General features: G+C 27.3%; 22 protein-coding genes. All 22 read left to right on the top strand.

Annotated features, from left to right (window positions below; genetic code table 11):
- Positions 1-32: 32 nt before the first annotated feature.
- The 22 genes from ACYUET_RS01595 (at position 33) to ACYUET_RS01700 (ending at position 15,920) form a co-directional block, all read left to right on the top strand.
- A complete protein-coding gene (locus ACYUET_RS01595; RefSeq protein ID WP_460277396.1) occupies positions 33-752 on the top strand; it encodes a hypothetical protein in 720 nt (239 codons plus the stop codon).
- Positions 712-1,128 (top strand): hypothetical protein, encoded by a 417-nt coding sequence (locus tag ACYUET_RS01600; RefSeq protein ID WP_460277397.1) that lies wholly within the window; start codon positions 712-714, stop codon positions 1,126-1,128. Before ACYUET_RS01595 ends, ACYUET_RS01600 begins: the two co-directional genes overlap by 41 nt.
- Complete coding sequence (locus tag ACYUET_RS01605; protein WP_460277398.1) at positions 1,115-1,498, top strand: hypothetical protein; 384 nt, start codon at positions 1,115-1,117, stop codon at positions 1,496-1,498. The genes ACYUET_RS01600 and ACYUET_RS01605 overlap by 14 nt, the downstream gene beginning before the upstream one ends.
- A gap of 249 nt (positions 1,499-1,747) precedes the next feature.
- Entirely contained in the window at positions 1,748-2,305 is a 558-nt protein-coding gene (gene efp / locus ACYUET_RS01610) for an elongation factor P (protein WP_460277400.1), read from the top strand.
- Positions 2,306-2,551: 246 nt separating this feature from the next.
- Positions 2,552-2,917 carry a CD1247 N-terminal domain-containing protein gene (locus ACYUET_RS01615; protein WP_460277402.1) on the top strand — a complete coding sequence of 122 codons (366 nt, stop codon included), beginning with the start codon at positions 2,552-2,554 and terminating at the stop codon, positions 2,915-2,917.
- A 249-nt stretch (positions 2,918-3,166) separates the two neighbouring features.
- A complete protein-coding gene (locus ACYUET_RS01620; RefSeq protein ID WP_460277403.1) occupies positions 3,167-3,478 on the top strand; it encodes a hypothetical protein in 312 nt (103 codons plus the stop codon).
- A gap of 178 nt (positions 3,479-3,656) precedes the next feature.
- Positions 3,657-4,577 (top strand): stage III sporulation protein AA, encoded by a 921-nt coding sequence (spoIIIAA, locus tag ACYUET_RS01625; protein ID WP_460277405.1) that lies wholly within the window; start codon positions 3,657-3,659, stop codon positions 4,575-4,577.
- Positions 4,565-5,083, top strand: a complete 519-nt coding sequence (gene spoIIIAB, locus ACYUET_RS01630) for a stage III sporulation protein SpoIIIAB (protein ID WP_460277406.1) — start codon at positions 4,565-4,567, stop codon at positions 5,081-5,083. The genes spoIIIAA and spoIIIAB overlap by 13 nt, the downstream gene beginning before the upstream one ends.
- A gap of 14 nt (positions 5,084-5,097) precedes the next feature.
- Positions 5,098-5,295 carry a stage III sporulation protein AC gene (spoIIIAC, locus tag ACYUET_RS01635; protein WP_219780406.1) on the top strand — a complete coding sequence of 66 codons (198 nt, stop codon included), beginning with the start codon at positions 5,098-5,100 and terminating at the stop codon, positions 5,293-5,295.
- Between the two features lie 8 nt (positions 5,296-5,303).
- Positions 5,304-5,687 (top strand): stage III sporulation protein AD, encoded by a 384-nt coding sequence (gene spoIIIAD / locus ACYUET_RS01640; protein ID WP_460277407.1) that lies wholly within the window; start codon positions 5,304-5,306, stop codon positions 5,685-5,687.
- 8 nt (positions 5,688-5,695) lie between these two features.
- Positions 5,696-6,949, top strand: a complete 1,254-nt coding sequence (spoIIIAE, locus tag ACYUET_RS01645) for a stage III sporulation protein AE (RefSeq protein ID WP_460277408.1) — start codon at positions 5,696-5,698, stop codon at positions 6,947-6,949.
- A gap of 3 nt (positions 6,950-6,952) precedes the next feature.
- Entirely contained in the window at positions 6,953-7,558 is a 606-nt protein-coding gene (spoIIIAF, locus tag ACYUET_RS01650; protein ID WP_460277409.1) for a stage III sporulation protein AF, read from the top strand.
- Positions 7,559-7,569: 11 nt separating this feature from the next.
- Positions 7,570-8,202 carry a stage III sporulation protein AG gene (gene spoIIIAG, locus ACYUET_RS01655; RefSeq protein WP_460277410.1) on the top strand — a complete coding sequence of 211 codons (633 nt, stop codon included), beginning with the start codon at positions 7,570-7,572 and terminating at the stop codon, positions 8,200-8,202.
- 40 nt (positions 8,203-8,242) lie between these two features.
- Positions 8,243-8,794: a SpoIIIAH-like family protein gene (locus ACYUET_RS01660; RefSeq protein WP_460277411.1), complete on the top strand. Its 552-nt coding sequence runs from the start codon at positions 8,243-8,245 to the stop codon at positions 8,792-8,794.
- Between the two features lie 345 nt (positions 8,795-9,139).
- Positions 9,140-9,520, top strand: coding sequence for an Asp23/Gls24 family envelope stress response protein (locus ACYUET_RS01665; RefSeq protein ID WP_460277412.1), 381 nt, complete (start codon positions 9,140-9,142; stop codon positions 9,518-9,520).
- 141 nt (positions 9,521-9,661) lie between these two features.
- A complete protein-coding gene (gene nusB / locus ACYUET_RS01670; protein WP_460277414.1) occupies positions 9,662-10,063 on the top strand; it encodes a transcription antitermination factor NusB in 402 nt (133 codons plus the stop codon).
- Between the two features lie 16 nt (positions 10,064-10,079).
- On the top strand, positions 10,080-10,928 hold the full coding sequence (locus ACYUET_RS01675) for a bifunctional methylenetetrahydrofolate dehydrogenase/methenyltetrahydrofolate cyclohydrolase (RefSeq protein ID WP_460277416.1): 849 nt from the start codon (positions 10,080-10,082) through the stop codon (positions 10,926-10,928).
- Positions 10,918-12,117 carry an exodeoxyribonuclease VII large subunit gene (gene xseA, locus ACYUET_RS01680; protein WP_460277417.1) on the top strand — a complete coding sequence of 400 codons (1,200 nt, stop codon included), beginning with the start codon at positions 10,918-10,920 and terminating at the stop codon, positions 12,115-12,117. The genes ACYUET_RS01675 and xseA overlap by 11 nt, the downstream gene beginning before the upstream one ends.
- A gap of 12 nt (positions 12,118-12,129) precedes the next feature.
- The gene (locus ACYUET_RS01685) at positions 12,130-12,354 is read left to right on the top strand and encodes an exodeoxyribonuclease VII small subunit (protein ID WP_460277419.1); all 225 of its coding nucleotides are present in this window, start codon (positions 12,130-12,132) and stop codon (positions 12,352-12,354) included.
- Positions 12,341-13,210 (top strand): polyprenyl synthetase family protein, encoded by an 870-nt coding sequence (locus tag ACYUET_RS01690; protein ID WP_460277421.1) that lies wholly within the window; start codon positions 12,341-12,343, stop codon positions 13,208-13,210. Before ACYUET_RS01685 ends, ACYUET_RS01690 begins: the two co-directional genes overlap by 14 nt.
- A 26-nt stretch (positions 13,211-13,236) precedes the next feature.
- Positions 13,237-15,096: a 1-deoxy-D-xylulose-5-phosphate synthase gene (gene dxs, locus ACYUET_RS01695; RefSeq protein WP_460277423.1), complete on the top strand. Its 1,860-nt coding sequence runs from the start codon at positions 13,237-13,239 to the stop codon at positions 15,094-15,096.
- A 14-nt stretch (positions 15,097-15,110) separates the two neighbouring features.
- Complete coding sequence (locus ACYUET_RS01700) at positions 15,111-15,920, top strand: TlyA family RNA methyltransferase (protein ID WP_460277424.1); 810 nt, start codon at positions 15,111-15,113, stop codon at positions 15,918-15,920.
- The last annotated feature ends 2 nt before the right edge of the window (positions 15,921-15,922 follow it).

The following is a 15,922-nucleotide window of genomic DNA, read 5'->3' on the forward strand; positions in this document are numbered from 1 at the left end:
TGGAAAGTATAATTTATAAAGGAGTGTTTGTTATGGGAAAGTCAGTTTTAACAATTAAGAAAGAGTTTTTTATATACAATAAGAAAGAGTATCTATTTAATGAGTTTAGAGATATAAAGAATTTGTTAAGTAAAAATAGAGAATTCATTATAATGCAGGAAGAATTATATGCAAGGCATTTTAGTGAGAGCATAAGAGGAAAACACATTTATGAATTTATTGAAACTAAGTTAAATAATGAGTTTAATAAAAATAATGACATACTTTATCATTATGAATATGACAAAAATAAAAAGGTTATATCCATATACTCTATAAAGGGAGGAAAAAGACTAGAAATATTATCAGAAGAGGCAAATAATATTTTAATTAAACCAATTCAATTTATATTAAAAGATATAATGATAGACTTATTTAAAGATAAAAATTTAAATTTGAAATTTATTATGTTAATTGATGGAATGTATTATTATGTATCATTAAAACAAGGAAAGATTTATGAAAATTTTGTAGAAAAAGAATTAGAAGTATTACTAAATAGATTAAAAAATATAGAGGTAAAACAAATATTAAATGAAGAAAAAAGTTTACTATATTTTAATAAGAAAATATCTAATTTTTATAAAAAAATAAATGATGGTATTGTTAATAATATGAAATTGGTAAGTATAAGCTGTGAGGATGATGTAGATGCGATATATGAAGAAATATATGAAAAACAAAGATTTTATTCCAAGAAAGTTTTATGGTGAAAAAAGTAAACAGGAGCAAAATGATAAAAGGAGAATAAAGACACTTTTTATAATATTAAATATTTTAATTTTACCTATTACTTTAAAAAATCTACAAGAATTTAAAAATGCGTCTGTAGATAATATAGAAATTATAGAAGAAACAAATGTTTTAGAAGAAGAACTAGATATTAAAACTATAGAATGTTGGGTAGAAAATACACTTATAGACGAAGTTGAATGGGCAAGAATTACTAAAGATGGAGGAGAGATTGAAGTAAATAACTTAGAACTTTTAAATAATGAAAAATTAAAAGAAAATATAAATATTAAGTGTTTAAATTCTAACAATAATGGAAATTATATATTAGGAGTAGATTTAATTGAGAAAAGATAACAATATATTTATTATAGTGATTATTATATTTGCTTTCATTCAAGTTTTAGGATTGTATTATATGAAATCAAATAATGAAGTTATAAATTTTAATGAATCTAATAAAGTTGTAACTCAAAATGAAAAACATAAGACACTAAAAGAATTTAATGATGAATTAAAAGAAATAGATAAGATTAATATATTGGAAGGTAGCAAATCAGATGGAAAGTGGTATATGAAAGTAAGTATAGAGGGGCAAAGAGAAGAAATTTTAGAATGTCTATCTTATTTAAAAGGTTATGCTATAAATGATTATGTAATTGAGCATAATAAAGATAAAAGTTCATTGATAATAGAATTGAGCGAAAATAATAAGATATTTAGTTAATGTTAACTTTTGTTTATTATTTTTTAACTATGCATTAAGTTTAGTATGAAAAATAAAGAACGAAAGATGACTATTTTAAAGCATAAAAATATATAGTTTTTTATGCAAAATGTAGAGAAATAATTGCAATTATTTCGTTCTTTTGATAAAATATCATTGTTATGTCGAAGTTTATAGCATTTGAACTTTAATAATATCTAAAAGTTAATTTAGATTGTAATTATTTTATAAATTTTGGAGGGATATTTAATGATATCAGCAGGAGATATAAGAAAAGGTGTAACTTTTGAGATGGATGGACAAGTGTTTACAGTTACAGACTTTTTACACGTTAAACCAGGTAAAGGCGCTGCCTTTGTAAGAACTAAACTTAGAAATGTAATTTCAGGAGGAGTTGTAGATAGAACATTTAACCCAACTGAAAAATTACAAGAAGCTGTAATAGAAAGAAAAGAAATGCAATATCTTTATTCAGATGGAGAGTTATACTACTTCATGGATCAAGAAACTTTTGAACAAATTCCTTTAAATGAAGAAAAAGTTGCAGATGCAATAAAATTCTTAAAAGAAAATATGTTCGCTGTAATAAAATTCTTTAAAGGAAGTGCTTTCTCAGTAGAAGCACCAAACTTTGTTGAATTACAAATAACATATACAGAACCAGGTGTTAAAGGTAATACAGCTACTAATGCATTAAAACCAGCTACAGTTGAAACAGGAGCTATAGTAAATGTTCCTATGTTTGTTAACGATGGAGATGTTATAAGAATAGATACTAGAACTGGAGAATACATGGAAAGAGTTTAAACTCTTATAAGGAATTTTTTAAATACCTTATACAAGTTGCTAAGCTTATTGCTTAGCAACTTTAGGCACATTAAAAAAATAATAGACCAATATGCTCGTTTATTTTGTGTTATATCGCGTCAACCGATTTAGTTAATGACTTACTATTAACTAAGTTTGTTTTGTTGTCTGACACACAATATACAACGTCTATTGAGTCTATTATTTTATTTCATGTGCCTTATTTATAAAAGGAAGTGAATAGATATGGAAGATCTTAAAAATCAAATTGAAAATTTAAAGTTAAACTTATCTAATATAGAAAATAAAGAATATCAAAGTTATTTTTCTTCTTTAATTTCTATTCTAGATACAATGAATGATAAAATAGAAGAACTAACAGTAAATCAAGAAACCATTGAAGAAAACATTAAATTTATGGATGATGATTTAACTGATATTCAAGATGAACTTTTTGAAGAAGTGTCCATAGATGAATTAAATGATATGGAAGAAGAATATACAGAGGTTAGTTGTTGTCATTGTGGTAATACAATTTTTGCAGAACAAACAACTTTAAAAAACAATAGTGAAATTCCATGTCCATATTGTAATAAAAATATAAAAGCATAAAAATGTTTTTAATGTCATAGTTTTACTATGACTTTTTTATTCTTTAGGAAATTATATTTTTTAAAATCTGTAAATAATTTATATAAGAATTTAATTTATAAATAGATTATGGACAAAACTCATGGATAGAGAAATTGATTTAAAAAAATATATAGGGTATAATAAAGAAAGTTTAAAAGAAAGGTTAAAAAGGTAGGTGTCGCTAAAGATTTTGATATATGTGTAAATTTAATAGGAAAATTGACTAATTTGGAAGTACGAATATGGTACAATTATCATGATAAAAATATTATTAACGAAATAGATGAATCGTTGTCAATAAAAGAACAGGCCAAACAAGCTCATTTTTTAAGAAACAAATATAGGACAGAGGCCAGGAAATTAATGAAGGATAGAGAATTAGCAGAAAATTTAAATACTAATAACTCTAATAAACCTTTTGAATATTATGAAACAAAGTATATGGAACAGGGATATAGTAGTACTATTCTTTATAAAAAAATAATAGAGGCTTCAACTAGAAGCAACAAATTTATAAACAAACAGTTTGGATTAGCTTAATAAATAGTACAACTTATAGCATGATAATTATTGACTTAGGGAACTCATAGGGGGTTCTTTTTTTATTTTCAGAGATATGTAATTTTAAATTTACATATCTTTTTTTTTTGTAAAAGTAATATTTTCATTTCTTAATCAATATTAATAAATTAAGAAGAACAATAGAGGAGGAAGTGAGATGAAAGATGAAAATGAAATCCTAAATATTTTTCAAAGTAATATATCCAGTTTACTAAAAGAAAAGTCACAAAAGGAACAATTTTATGAAATAAGACTTAAAGTAGGAAAACCTATTATAGTTTATTCAAATATAGGAGAGTCTATTGTCTCATATAGGCCATCTAAAGAAGATATAAAAGGCATCATTCAGAAGATATCTAATTATTCCTTATATGCTTATGAAGAAGATATAAAACAAGGTTTTATAACAATCAAAGGTGGCCACAGAATTGGAATAGCAGGAGAATGTGTCATGTCTGAGGGTAAAGTTAAAACCATTAGAAATATATCATCTATAAATATAAGAATTTCTAGAGAAATAATAGGGTGTTCAAATAAACTAATGAAATATATAGTGTCTGGAAATAGAATTTTTAATACTATTATTATTTCTCCACCTAAATGTGGAAAAACTACTATTTTAAGAGACATTGCTAGAAATATATCAACTGGAATTAAATCTTTATCACTAGATGGTAAGAAAGTTTCAGTAATTGATGAAAGAAGCGAAATAGCAGCGTGCTATTTTGGTGTTCCTCAAAGTGATTTAGGAATAAGGACAGATGTATTAGATAACTGCTTAAAAAAGGAAGGAATGATAATGTCGATAAGGAGTCTTTCTCCAGAAGTGTTGATTTGTGATGAAATTGGTACTAAAGGGGATGTAGAGGCACTAATGATGGCATTTAATTCAGGAGTTAATATAATTACAACAATTCATGGATTTACAATTGATGATATTTATAAACGTAAGGTGTTTAAAGAACTTATTGATAATCAAATACTAGAACGAGTGATTATATTAAGCTCAAGAGAAGGGGTAGGGACCATTGAAAAGGTTTATGCACTAAAAGGAGAGGAAATAGTATGTTTAAATTAATACTTATTTTTATGCTCTTTATTACTAGTTCATATATAGGATTTTTGTATGGTGAAACATTTAGAAAAAGATATGACGAACTTAAAGAGATTTTAAAAAGTTTAATAATATTGCAAAATGAAATTTTGTATGGAAGCACTCCTCTTCCAGAAGCATTAGATAATGTTAAGTGTAAAGTTAATGCACCATTAAGTGAACTTTTAAACAAAACAAATAAAAAATTAATAGAAGGACAAGTAGAAAGTGTTTATAACGCATTTAAAGAAGAATTTTTAAAATTAAGAGAAAAATTTTATTTGTTAGAGAGTGATAAAAGAATTTTAAAGGATTTCCTAAAATCTTTAGGAGAATCAGGAACATATGGACAAGAAAAAATATTTAATTTGGTTATTGAAAATATAAAGATAAATTTAAAAGAGGCAGAGGAAGTTTCAAAGAAAAATATAAAGGTTTATAGATATTTAGGCATATGTTTTGGTGCAATGCTTGTAATATTTTTAATTTAGATAGGAGGATAGTTATGCATGATATAAGCATTCTTTTTAAGATTGGTGGAGCTGGAATATTACTTGTAATACTAGATAAAGTTTTAACTAGTAGTGGAAAGGGGGATATTGCAGCAATCACAAACATTGCAGGTGTAGTAATAATTTTACTGATGATAGTGTCTCTTATTGGAAATTTATTTAATACAGTAAAAACAATGTTCGTGATGTAGGTGATTTTATGTTAATAGTAAAAATTGCAACATTAGCTTTTGTTGGATTATTTCTAACTTTACTCTTTAAAAATAGTAAATCTGAAATAAGTGTTTTTATTTCTTTAGCTGTAAGTGTATTAATATTACTTCTAATTATAAGTCAAGTGCAAGAAATAATTACCTTTTTGAGAAGTATAGCTGATAAGGCTAATATAGATACAGTTTATATTGGGATTGTATTGAAAATTTTAGCAATAGCTTATTTAGCGTCTTTTACAAGTGAAATATGTAAAGATGCAGGAGCTTCAAGCATAGCTACAAAGGTGGAGTTTTCAGGAAAGATAATGATTTTAGTATTAGCAATTCCAATACTTATGGCTGTATTAAACTCTATTTTACAGATAATGTAGGTGTGATTATGAATATAATAAAGAGATTTACAATGGTTTTATTGATAAACGTTATCATAATATCCATGGTGAGTTGTATTTTTTTTGGAAACAACAATGTCTATGGAGCAGAGATAAATAATATAAAAAATAATAAAAGCAATACACAAATAAATCAATCTTCAGTAAATGAAGTTAATATAGATGATTTAGATAGCAACACCAAAGGACAAATTAATGCTTTGTATGATTATATAAACAAGATGAAAACAGATGTAGAGCTTATGAATAATCTGGATCCAGTAGAATACATCAAAGAGTACGTTAAAGAAGGAAAAGGGAACCTTTCCATAAAGACTATAAGTAAAGCAGTAATAAGTATGCTCTTTAGAGAAGTTAAAAGTGTATTAAAGCTTGTAATTTCAATAGTGACAATAGTTATAATTTGTTCACTAATTAAAAATTTACAGTCAGCATTTTCTAGTGACTCTGTTTCAGAAATAGCTTTTTATGCTTGCTATGCTTTAATTATCATGATTTTATCAAAAAGTTTTATTATTTCTATCAATGTTGCAAGAGAAGTTATAACAAATATTTCGGATTTTATGGCTGCACTATTACCAGTACTTATAACAATGATAGGAGTAGCGGGGGGGATGACTCAAGCTGCTACCTTAGATCCTATTGTATTTGTAGGAGTAATATTTATACCTAGAATATATTCTAATATTATAATTCCACTTATTTTAATGGGATTTGTATTAGAATTTGCAAATAATCTTTCTAATGAACATAAAATAACGAATCTTTGTAAATTATTAAAGCAAAGTATTCTATGGATGCAAGGGATTATAATTACTGTTTTTATAGGAATATTAACAATAAGAGGAATCACTTCAAAAACAATAGATGCAGTAACTTTAAAAACGGCAAAATTTGCAATAGATAATTTTATACCTATTGTGGGTAAAACATTTTCAGATGCGATAGCATCAGTTGCAGGATATTCATTAATAATAAAAAATGCAGTAAGTTCAATAGGATTGGTGATTATTGTTTTAATGCTTTTATATCCAATAATAAAATTAATTCTTATGACACTTATATATAAATTGGCAGCAGCACTTATAGAGCCAATAAGTGATTCTAGAATAACAAATTCAGTAGCAGCTGCAGGAAGTTCAATGACACTTATTATATCATGTGTTTTAAGCGTAAGCTTAATGTTCTTTATTTTAATAGCCATTATCGCATCTTCAGGGTTGTTTGTAGTTGGGGGGTAGATTATGGAGATACTAAAAGGGTTTGTAATAACTTTAGTGACAGTTCTCATATTTATAACATCAGTAGAACTTATAGCACCAAACAATAGTATGAAAAAATATCTAAAATTCATATTAGGATTAATTTTAATAACTGTAATCTTAAACCCAATAGTAAAGGTTATTTCAAAAGGAGAAGAAAACATATTCCTTAGTATTAGCGATTATGAGGATGTTTTATCGAAGTATGATAATAAGGCGAAAAATAGTGATAGTAATATCTTAGAAAATGATAATACAGATATTAGAGGAAAAACATTTAAAGAAAATTTTAATAAAAATTGTGAAAGCTTATTAAAGACTGAATATCCCGATAAAAAATTTAAATGTGAGATTGATTGTGAAGCTAATTTTGCAGATATGAGTTTAGATATAAAAAAACTTAAAATAGGTGTAAGTGATAAAAGAATAAAGAAAATAAATAGGATAAATAAAATAACTATTAAAGATAATAAAGATGACGAAAAGGAAAGTCGAAAAAATGATGAGTATAAAGAGATAGTTGGATTTATATGTGGACAGTTAAATCTTTCCAAAGAGAAAATAGAAGTGTATGAATTAGAAGAATAGGAGATGAGTAAGTGGATAAGGATAAATTTAAAGAACAATTAAAAAAAATATTATCTGAAAAAAAATTAAGCAGTCTTATTTCAATATGCTTAATACTAGCATTTATACTTGTGTCCATGAATGTATTAATGCCTAAAAAGAGTGTCATAAATACTAAAATGAATAATAGCAATAATAATACTAATCAAAACCCTAGTATAAGTCAAGAAAATAAAAATACTTCAGGTAGTATATCAAATGAGCAAAGAAATTATGAAGAAAAACAAAAGACGGAATTAAAAAATATTTTAAAGAAAATTGATGGTGTTGGTGACGTTGATGTAATGATTTCGTTTGAAAGCGGAGAAGAAAAAGTTCCTGCATATGACAAGACAGCACAAACATCAACAACTCAAGAAACCGATACTGAAGGTGGAAAAAGAGTAAATAATCAAAAGAATGATGGATCAACTGTTGTAATGACAAGCAATAATGGAAATAATGAACCTTTTATATTAAGGACATATAAACCAAAAGTTGTTGGTGTTGTTATTGTAGCAGAAGGTGCTGAAAGTAGTAAGACAAAATATAATATTGAACAAGCCGTATCAAAATTATATAACTTAAGTTTAGATAAGGTTAATGTATATCCAATGAAGAAGTAGCATATAATTTAAAAGAAAAAGGATGGGAGGAAAAAATATTATGAAAAGGAAACAATTAGGTATAATCTTTACTCTATTAGCATTAATTTTATGTGTAGGTGTGTTAGCAGCAAAACTAAATAACGGTGGATTAAATGATCCAACAGATTTAAGTGCAGTATTGTCAACTGAAAATGTTATAGGTAATACAACTGAAAATACTTCAGAGGTAGCAGATGCAAATCAAGATAAAGCAACTTTAAGCCAACAAGAAAGTTTTTACCAAGCAAGGAGTGAAAGAGAACAAAATGATTCAGTAACAATTCAAAATTTAAAAGCTGTAATAAATGATGCAAATACATCACAAGAAAGAAAAGATGAAGCAAATAAGGAATTAACAAAAAAAACAGTTACTCAAGACAAACAAGCTAGAATAGAATTGAACATAAAGAATAAAGGTTATGAAGATGCTTTATGTATGTTAGACGATAAAAAAGCAACAGTAGTAGTTAAATGTCAAAATGGAATTGAAGAAAAAGACAGTGTAGCTATACAAGAAATAGTACAAAATGTATCAAATATTAAAGATGTAATAATACAAGTTGAAAAATAAGGCACATGAAAATAAATAACAAGTCCAAAGTTGCAATGGATATTTTTCATGAGGCAAGGAGATAAATTGTCATCATAGCGTGCCTATTAGGTCAATTTGACGATGAGTAGAGAACCAAAATCTATGATTTTGTGTGAATCACTTACTCAGCGAGCGTATGTGAGTCGAGCTTCCTATCATGGAAAATAGGCGGGCAAATAGAGTTGTTATTTTTTTGATCGTGCCTAACATAATTATAGCTTTGAAAAATAATACAATGTCTAATTGTAATGTTAAATTATATTTGATATAATAAACGTAAGATTAGCATGTTTTGTTATTACAAAACCTAGGAGGGTGAATAGCATGGAAGATTTCAACAAAGAAGATAACGTTGGAGTTGTAAAAATATCCGATGAGGTAGTAAGCGTTATTGCTGGAATTGCAGCACAAGAAATTGATGGCGTTAGTGATTACCAAGTAGGGGTTTCAAATAATTTAACAAATATTTTAAAAGGAAAGAAAGCCCCAGGAAAGTCAACTAAGGTTACTTTGATTGAAGATAAAGCAACTATAGAGATGAGTCTCAGTGTTGAGTATGGAATAAAAATCATGGATGTAGTTTCACAAGTTCAAGAAAATGTAAAAAGAACAGTAGAAGCTATGACAGGGTTAGTAGTTGAGGCTGTTAATATATATGTTCAAAACATATATATGCCTAAAAAAGAAGAAAATGAATCTAATTAGTTTTTAGTTTGATTTCACCCTCTGAGTTTCAGAGGGTGTTTCCATGCAAGGCATTATTAAAAAATTTGCTTAATATGTTTATAAAACACTCAAAATAGTAATAATAAAAATATGGAAATAACTTAAATTTTGGAGGACTAAATGAATAGAAAATTATCAAGAGAAAAAGCAATGGAATTATTATTTGGAATGACTTTAAACACAGACAATTTTGAAGAAACATTAGAGAATTTTATAGATAATTATGAAGGAGATATAAAAGAGTTAGATTTAACTTACATAAAAAGAGCATTAATTGGTGTTGAAGCTAATAAAGAAAAGATAGATGAAGCAATCTCTGAAAATTTACATAATTGGAAGATAGATAGAATATCAAAGGTTAATCTATGTATATTAAGATTAGCAGTTTATGAATTATCATATGATGAACAAGTACCAGGCAAAGTTGCTATAAATGAAGCTTTAGAAATAACAAAAAAATATTCAGATCAAAAAAGTGTTTCATTTATTAATGGAGTATTAGATAATATTATAAAGAAGTAAGAAGGGGCGATTAAAAATGGGGCAAATAATAAATGGAAAAGAAGTAGCACTTAAAGTAAAAGAGGAAATTAAAGCTTTTGTTGAACAAAGAAAAAATAAAGGCCTTAAAGTACCTAAGATTGCATCTATATTAGTTGGAAATGACGGTGGATCAATTTATTATATGGGAAGTCAAGAAAAGGTTGCAACTTCACTTGGAGCAGGATTTTTAAAAGTTATATTAGAAGAAAATTGTAGCAATGAAGATGTTATTAAAGAAATTCATAAATTAAATAATGATGAAGATGTTCAAGGAATAATACTTCAACTACCATTACCTAAACATCTTGATGAAAAGAAAATAATTAAAGAAATAGATGTACATAAGGATATAGATTGTCTTACTTTTGAAAGTCAAGGAAGATTATATATGGGAGAAGCAAACTTTTTACCATGTACTCCAAATTCAGTTGTTACTTTACTTAAGAGTCTGAATCTTAATATGGAAGGTAAGGAAGTTGTTGTTCTTGGAAGAAGTAATATTGTAGGAAAACCAGTTGCACAACTTTTATTAAATGAAAATGCTACAGTTACAATATGTCATTCTAGAACAAAAAACTTAAAAGAAGTTTGTAAAAAAGCAGATATATTAGTTGTAGCAATAGGAAGACCTAAATTTATAACTGATGAATATGTTAAAGAAGATGCCATAGTTATTGATGTAGGAACATCATCTTTTGAAGGAAAGATAACTGGAGATGTTGATTTTGATAAGGTAATAAATAAAGCTTCTTTATTAACACCAGTACCAGGTGGAGTTGGAGCTTTAACTACTACTCTTTTAATAAAAAATTCATGTGAGGCTTTAAAGGACTATGAAGATTAAAACATTAACCGTTTCAGATTTAACTAATTATATAAAGAAAGTAATGGATAGTGACTTTATTTTAAATAATCTCTCTGTAAAAGGGGAGATTTCTAATTTAAAGTTTCATAGTAGTGGACATATTTATTTTTCTCTTAAGGATAACAATGGAAAAATAAATTGTGTAATGTTTAAAAGTAAAGCTAATTTGTTAGATATTACATTAGAAGATGGAATGGAAGTTGTTATAAAGGGAAGAGCATCTATTTACCCTGCTACAGGTAGTTTTCAACTTTATTGTGATGAAATAAAGAAAGAAGGGCAAGGAGAATTATTTATTAAATTTGAAGCTCTTAAAGAAAAATTATCTAAGTGTGGGTATTTTGATGAAAAGTATAAAAAAGAGTTGCCTAAATATGCTAAAAGAATAGGAGTCGTAACCTCTGAAACTGGAGCAGTTATAAGGGATATTATTAATGTTACTACACGAAGAAATTCTTTAGTTGACATAATACTATATCCTGCTAAAGTTCAGGGGGAGGGTGCCTATAAAGAAATAATTGAAGGAATAGAGTATTTTAATAAAGACAAAACTGTTGATTTAATAATAATAGGTAGAGGTGGAGGTTCAATAGAAGAACTATGGAACTTTAATGAGGAAGATTTAGCAAAAGTTATATTTAATTCTAAATTGCCTATTATTTCCGCAGTAGGACATGAAGTAGACTTTACTATTTCAGATTTTGTTTCAGACGTAAGAGCAGCAACACCATCTCAGGCAGCTGAGATTGCAGTTCCATTATTAAGTGATATAAATGATAAAATTTATGAAATATCAAAAAAATTAGAAACAACAATAGAGGATAAGCTAAGATATTGTAGAAATGAATTGATGTCAAATGAAAGAATTTTAAAATTACATTCTCCAATGTCTAAGATAGTAAATTCATATTTAGAAGTTGATAAATTAAAAGATAGATTAAATTTTGTAATAAGTGCAAGAATTAAAAGAGAAAGACAAAATATAGAAGGACTAAATAATCTATTATGTGCTAATAACCCAGTAAAAGTACTTAATAAAGGATATGCTATAATAGAGGATGAAAATAGTAATTTAGTTAAAAGTGTATCTCAATTAATGGATGAAACTACTTTAAAGATTTCTCTTAAAGATGGCACAGTAAATGGAAAGTTTATACCTACTAAGTAAGGAGCGTTTAATATGGCAAAAAAAGAAAGTTATGAAGATATGTTAACTAAACTTCAAGATATATTAAATAATCTAGAAGAAGAAAACATGAGTCTTGAAGATGGTATGAAAGCTTATGAAGATGGTGTGAAACTTGTAAATAAACTTTACAAGACTCTTAATTCCTATGAAGGGAAAATATCTGTAATCAAGGATCAAAAAGAAGTGGAGTTTGACAGTCGAAATGATGATAAATAATATAAAAGATAAAATAGATAATTATTTAAAACAATATTTTGAAGGAAAAGATTCTTATAATAAATCTGTATATGAAGCATCCAGCTATAGCTTAAACATAGGAGGAAAGAGGATACGTCCTATACTATTTTGCTTAGCTTATGGTATATATAAAGAAGATATAGAAAAAGCAATCCCTATGGCAGCTGCAATAGAGATGATACACACATATTCTTTAATTCATGATGATCTTCCATGTATGGATGATGATGATTTAAGAAGAGGAAAACCAACAAATCATAAAGTATTTGGAGAAAATATAGCCGTTTTAGCAGGTGATGCATTATTAAATGAAGCTATGATACTTCTTATGAAGAATTCATTAACTTTAGGAGAAAATGCATTAAAAGCATCTTATGAAATCGCAAATGCTGCTGGTGCAGAAGGTATGATTGGCGGTCAAGTTGTTGATGTATTAAGTGAAGGAAAAAAGATATCTAAAGAAGAATTAAAATATATGCATTCAAAAAAGACTGGAGAATTAATTAGAGCTTCTGTAGTATCAGGAGGTATTTTAGCAAATATTCCAAATGAAGATTTAGAAGCTTTAGATGAATATGGAAAAAAATTAGGCTTAGCCTTTCAGATAAAAGATGATATATTAGATATAATAGGATCATGTCAAGAATTAGGGAAAAATCCTCACAGAGATCAAGAATTAAATAAAACTAATTTTATAACAGTTTATGGATTAGAAAGATGTAAAGAACTTTGCAAAGAATTAACAGAAGAATGTGTTAATATTTTAGATAAATTGAGTGTGAATTCAAATCCGCTAAAAGAATTAACATATGGTCTTTTAGATAGACAAAATTAAAAAAAGGGAATAAGGGAATGGTTAATATGAAGTCATTATTAAATAATTTAAACTTCCCAGAAGATTTAAAAAAGATAAATGAGAATGACACAAAAAAATTAAGTAAAGAAATAAGAGAGTTTTTAATAGACAGCGTTTCAAAAACAGGAGGGCATTTATCATCTAATTTAGGTGTTGTTGAGATGACACTTAGTCTTTTTAAAGCTTTTGATTTTAATAAAGATAAAATAGTTTGGGATGTTGGACATCAAAGTTACGTTTATAAAATTTTAACGGGAAGAAAAGATGACTTTGAAAATCTTAGACAGTTTAATGGAATGAGTGGATTTCCTAAGAGAAGTGAAAGTAAGTATGATTATTTTGATACTGGTCATAGTAGTACTTCAATATCAGCTGCACTTGGAATTGCAAGAGCTAGAGATTTAAAGAATGAAAAGTATAATGTGATTGCAGTTATTGGAGATGGAGCCTTAACAGGTGGTATGGCATTAGAAGCGTTAAATGATGTAGGATTTAGAAAAACAAAAATGATTATTATTTTAAATGATAATCAAATGTCAATTTCACTAAATGTTGGAGGACTATCAAGATATTTAAATAGATTAAGGACTGAACCAAGATATAATAAATTAAAGACTAATATAAATACATCATTAAGTTCATCAGATTTAGGTAAAAATCTAGTGGATAAAATGACAAAAGTAAAAGATAGCATAAAGCAACTTATTGTTCCTTCAATGTTTTTTGAAAATATGGGTCTAAAATATATAGGACCTATTGATGGTCATGATATAAAGACTATGACTGAAGTATTTACTAGAGTAAAAGAAATAGATGGTCCAGTAATAATACATACAGTGACCAGAAAAGGCAAGGGATATGCATTAGCAGAACAAAGTCCATCAAAATATCATGGAATTGCACCATTTGACTTAGAAAGTGGAGAAGTAGAAGTATCTTCTAATACTACATATTCAAAAGCTTTTGGTAATTCTTTAATAGATATTGCACAGAAAGACAAAAATGTTGTTGCAATAACAGCAGCAATGCCTGATGGTACTGGCCTTAAAGGATTTGCAAGTAAATTTCCTAAAAGATTTTTTGATGTGGGAATAGCAGAACAACATGCAGTAACGTTAGCGGCAGGAATGGCAAGTAATGGTTTAAAACCAGTATTTGCAGTATATTCAACTTTCCTTCAAAGAGGTTTTGACCAAGTAATGCATGATGTTTGCTTGCAAAAGTTACCGGTTGTATTTGCAATAGATAGGGCAGGTATAGTTGGTGACGATGGTGAGACACATCAAGGAATTATGGATATAGGTTATTTATCAATAATTCCTAATATAACGATTGTAGCACCTAAGTGCATAGAAGAAGTTGAAATTTTATTAAAATGGGCGTTTGAAAGAAATGCTCCAATAGCTTTAAGATATCCTAGAGGTACAGATATTATAAATAATATGATACCTATAAAAGAAATAGAATATGGAACTTGGGAAACTATAAGTGAAGGAAATAAGGTTTGTATTATTGCAAGTGGTAAAATGGTACAACATGCTATTTTAGCAAAGGAATTATTAAAAAATAAAAACATAAATCCTAAAATAATAAATGCTACATTTATAAAGCCAATAGATAAAAAAGTATTGCAAAAACTTAAAGAAGAAGGCTATAATATTTTAACTGTTGAAGATAATGTTTTATCTGGTGGTTTAGGAGAAGCAATATTAAGAAGTTTAAATGATATAGATTATAAAGGAAATATAAAGTTATTAGGATATGAAGATACATTTGTTCCACAAGGTAGCATTGAAATACTTTATAAGGAATATAAAATCGATCCTCAAAGTATAAGTGAGGCTGTCATAAAGCTTTATAATTAAAAGGAGAAAAATACATGGCGGGAAAAAAGCAAAGACTTGATTTACTTTTAGTAGAAAAGGGGATAATTAGTTCAAGAGAAAGAGCAAAAGCTTGCATTATGGAAGGCAAAGTGTTTGTTGATGGTCAAAGAGTAGATAAAGCTGGAGAAAAAATAAGCTATGAAGCTAATATAGAATATAGAGGTGCAACTCTTCAATATGTAAGTAGAGGTGGACTAAAGTTAGAAAAAGCAATGAAGTCTTATGATATTTCTTTAGAAAGCAAAGTATGCATGGATATAGGTGCATCTACAGGTGGGTTTACTGATTGTATGCTTCAAAATGGAGCTAAAAAAGTGTTTTCAGTTGATGTAGGATATGGACAATTTGCCTGGAAACTAAGAACAGATGAAAGAGTAGTATGTATGGAAAGAACAAATATAAGATATGTTACTCTTGAAGATATTGGTGAGCCTTTAGACTTTGCTTCTATAGATGTATCATTTATATCATTAAAAAAGATAATGCCAGCAACACTTGGATTATTAAAAGATAATGGTGAAGTAGTTGCTTTGATAAAACCTCAATTTGAAGCAGGAAGAGAAAAAGTAGGTAAAAAAGGTGTTGTAAGAGAAATCAGTACACATAAAGAAGTTGTTTATGGAATTATTGATTTTCTTAAAGAACAAGCATTAAATGTATTAGGAGTAGGATATTCTCCAATTAAAGGACCAGAAGGAAATAGAGAGTATTTAGTTTATTTCACAAAGGATAAAGAAAAAGAGAGTGATTTCAAACTTGAAGATATAGATAAGGTTGTAGAAGAATCACATCAAGAACTTTAAAA

The sequence above is a fragment of the Clostridium sp. CTA-5 genome (assembly GCF_054768135.1).

What these genes read in the sequence shown, in the direction of transcription:
- ACYUET_RS01595 (WP_460277396.1), top strand. Translation starts at nt 33, where the DNA reads ATGGGAAAGTCAGTTTTAACAATTAAGAAAGAGTTTTTTATATACAAT.
- ACYUET_RS01600 (WP_460277397.1), top strand. Translation starts at nt 712, where the DNA reads ATGAAAAACAAAGATTTTATTCCAAGAAAGTTTTATGGTGAAAAAAGT.
- efp (WP_460277400.1), top strand. Translation starts at nt 1,748, where the DNA reads ATGATATCAGCAGGAGATATAAGAAAAGGTGTAACTTTTGAGATGGAT.
- ACYUET_RS01615 (WP_460277402.1), top strand. Translation starts at nt 2,552, where the DNA reads ATGGAAGATCTTAAAAATCAAATTGAAAATTTAAAGTTAAACTTATCT.
- spoIIIAA (WP_460277405.1), top strand. Translation starts at nt 3,657, where the DNA reads ATGAAAGATGAAAATGAAATCCTAAATATTTTTCAAAGTAATATATCC.
- spoIIIAB (WP_460277406.1), top strand. Translation starts at nt 4,565, where the DNA reads ATGTTTAAATTAATACTTATTTTTATGCTCTTTATTACTAGTTCATAT.
- spoIIIAC (WP_219780406.1), top strand. Translation starts at nt 5,098, where the DNA reads ATGCATGATATAAGCATTCTTTTTAAGATTGGTGGAGCTGGAATATTA.
- spoIIIAD (WP_460277407.1), top strand. Translation starts at nt 5,304, where the DNA reads ATGTTAATAGTAAAAATTGCAACATTAGCTTTTGTTGGATTATTTCTA.
- spoIIIAE (WP_460277408.1), top strand. Translation starts at nt 5,696, where the DNA reads ATGAATATAATAAAGAGATTTACAATGGTTTTATTGATAAACGTTATC.
- spoIIIAF (WP_460277409.1), top strand. Translation starts at nt 6,953, where the DNA reads ATGGAGATACTAAAAGGGTTTGTAATAACTTTAGTGACAGTTCTCATA.
- ACYUET_RS01660 (WP_460277411.1), top strand. Translation starts at nt 8,243, where the DNA reads ATGAAAAGGAAACAATTAGGTATAATCTTTACTCTATTAGCATTAATT.
- ACYUET_RS01665 (WP_460277412.1), top strand. Translation starts at nt 9,140, where the DNA reads ATGGAAGATTTCAACAAAGAAGATAACGTTGGAGTTGTAAAAATATCC.
- nusB (WP_460277414.1), top strand. Translation starts at nt 9,662, where the DNA reads ATGAATAGAAAATTATCAAGAGAAAAAGCAATGGAATTATTATTTGGA.
- ACYUET_RS01675 (WP_460277416.1), top strand. Translation starts at nt 10,080, where the DNA reads ATGGGGCAAATAATAAATGGAAAAGAAGTAGCACTTAAAGTAAAAGAG.
- xseA (WP_460277417.1), top strand. Translation starts at nt 10,918, where the DNA reads ATGAAGATTAAAACATTAACCGTTTCAGATTTAACTAATTATATAAAG.
- ACYUET_RS01685 (WP_460277419.1), top strand. Translation starts at nt 12,130, where the DNA reads ATGGCAAAAAAAGAAAGTTATGAAGATATGTTAACTAAACTTCAAGAT.
- ACYUET_RS01690 (WP_460277421.1), top strand. Translation starts at nt 12,341, where the DNA reads ATGATGATAAATAATATAAAAGATAAAATAGATAATTATTTAAAACAA.
- dxs (WP_460277423.1), top strand. Translation starts at nt 13,237, where the DNA reads ATGAAGTCATTATTAAATAATTTAAACTTCCCAGAAGATTTAAAAAAG.
- ACYUET_RS01700 (WP_460277424.1), top strand. Translation starts at nt 15,111, where the DNA reads ATGGCGGGAAAAAAGCAAAGACTTGATTTACTTTTAGTAGAAAAGGGG.